The sequence below is a fragment of the Psychromarinibacter halotolerans genome, assembly GCF_029168315.1.
GTDB classification, from domain to species: Bacteria; Pseudomonadota; Alphaproteobacteria; order Rhodobacterales; family Rhodobacteraceae; genus Psychromarinibacter; species Psychromarinibacter halotolerans.
This window is the reverse complement of the sequence record NZ_JARGYD010000032.1, coordinates 1-1177: the sequence shown is the minus strand read 5'-3', so window position 1 is coordinate 1177 and position 1177 is coordinate 1. Positions and strand designations below refer to the sequence as shown.

Sequence of the window (1177 nt, the reverse complement as noted above, 5' to 3'; positions counted from 1 at the left end):
CCGAGTAGCCGTCACAAGGGCCGCAGTTCTCGATGGTCGGCTGACCGTCGCAAACAGAAAACGCGCCGCATGACCCCCATGTTTTGTCCACTCCCTGGCCGAGACCCTTTCGCTGGTCGGTCTGACTCCGGGGGACGCGTCGAAGTTCCCCTTCCAGTTCTCCGGCGGCCAGCGGCAGCGGATCTGCATCGCCCGCGCGCTGGTGATGGAGCCGGCCTTCCTGATCGCGGACGAAGCCGTCTCGGCGTTGGATGTCTCGGTCCAGATGCAGATCCTGAACATGCTGCTCGACCTGCGTGAAAGGATCGGCGTGTCGATCATCTTCATCACCCATGACATTTCGGTCGTGGACTACATCTGTGACCGGGTGATGGTGGTTTACGGCGGAGAAGTGGTCGAATCCGGCAAGAAAAACGCAGTGCTGGATCACCCCGAAAACGAATACACGCGTAAGTTGATCTCGGCGGTGCCACAGATCACGTCCGTCAAGCTGTTGTAAATCTTGGGTGGACTTAATCACACTAGCACATATCGTGGTGCCCGACATCGAAACCGATCATCTTCAGTTCCTCGATCATCGTAATGGCCAATCTCAACTCGGAGAATGGCCTTCCGTCGTCGGCGACGCGAGGATGACCACTGCGCTGGTTGACCGCCTGACCCCTCACTGCGACATCGTCGAAACTGGCAACGAGAGCTGTCGCTTCAAGACCCGCGAATGACCACGACCCACGTTGGCCCGATCCAGTTGCGGTGTATGAGGGCTATACAGCATCGTGCTAGCTACCCACGCGCGCCAAACGGGGTATTTTGAACGCCGATATGGAGTGCGCCCCTCGGGGTGGACAGGATCACGCGGCGGTTTTGAAAGGTGTGCGGGCGTTGCGATCCCCGAACTGGTTGGGGCTGAGATACCCCTGGGCTGAATGCAGGCGACGGGTGTTGTAGGTTTGGATGAAGCGGGGCACGCCGTCGGCGACATCCTCAAATGTTTCGTATTCCATCAGATAGGCATCTTACACCTTCAGCGACTGCATGAAGCTCTCGGCCTGGGGATTGTCGTAGGGATCGCCGCGCCGGCTCATGGAGCCGATGAAGCCATGTTCCTCGAGCAGGTCGCGATGAATCTCTGATGCGTATTGCGGGCCGCGGTCGGTGTGAAACACGCACCCGGGCA

General features: G+C 59.0%; 2 protein-coding genes and 2 pseudogenes. 2 read left to right on the top strand and 2 right to left on the bottom strand.

Annotated features, from left to right (window positions below; genetic code table 11):
* The first annotated feature begins 94 nt into the window (after nt 1-94).
* Nucleotides 95-499: an ATP-binding cassette domain-containing protein gene (locus P1K30_RS23775; protein ID WP_275635224.1), complete on the top strand. Its 405-nt coding sequence runs from the start codon at nt 95-97 to the stop codon at nt 497-499.
* Between the two features lie 65 nt (nt 500-564).
* Nucleotides 565-722: pseudogene (locus P1K30_RS23770) on the top strand (ATP-binding protein); the annotation flags it as partial.
* Between the two features lie 129 nt (nt 723-851).
* Here the strand turns inward: P1K30_RS23770 and P1K30_RS23765 are convergent.
* Together P1K30_RS23765 and P1K30_RS24010 are read right to left on the bottom strand one after the other, a co-directional pair.
* Entirely contained in the window at nt 852-1004 is a 153-nt protein-coding gene (locus P1K30_RS23765; RefSeq protein WP_275635223.1) for an IS3 family transposase, read from the bottom strand.
* Nucleotides 1005-1019: 15 nt separating this feature from the next.
* A pseudogene (locus tag P1K30_RS24010) lies at nt 1020-1177 on the bottom strand (IS3 family transposase); the annotation flags it as partial.

Excerpts from the sequence above, each read along its gene's own strand:
- P1K30_RS23765 (WP_275635223.1), bottom strand. The coding sequence starts at position 1,004 with ATGGAATACGAAACATTTGAGGATGTCGCCGACGGCGTGCCCCGCTTC.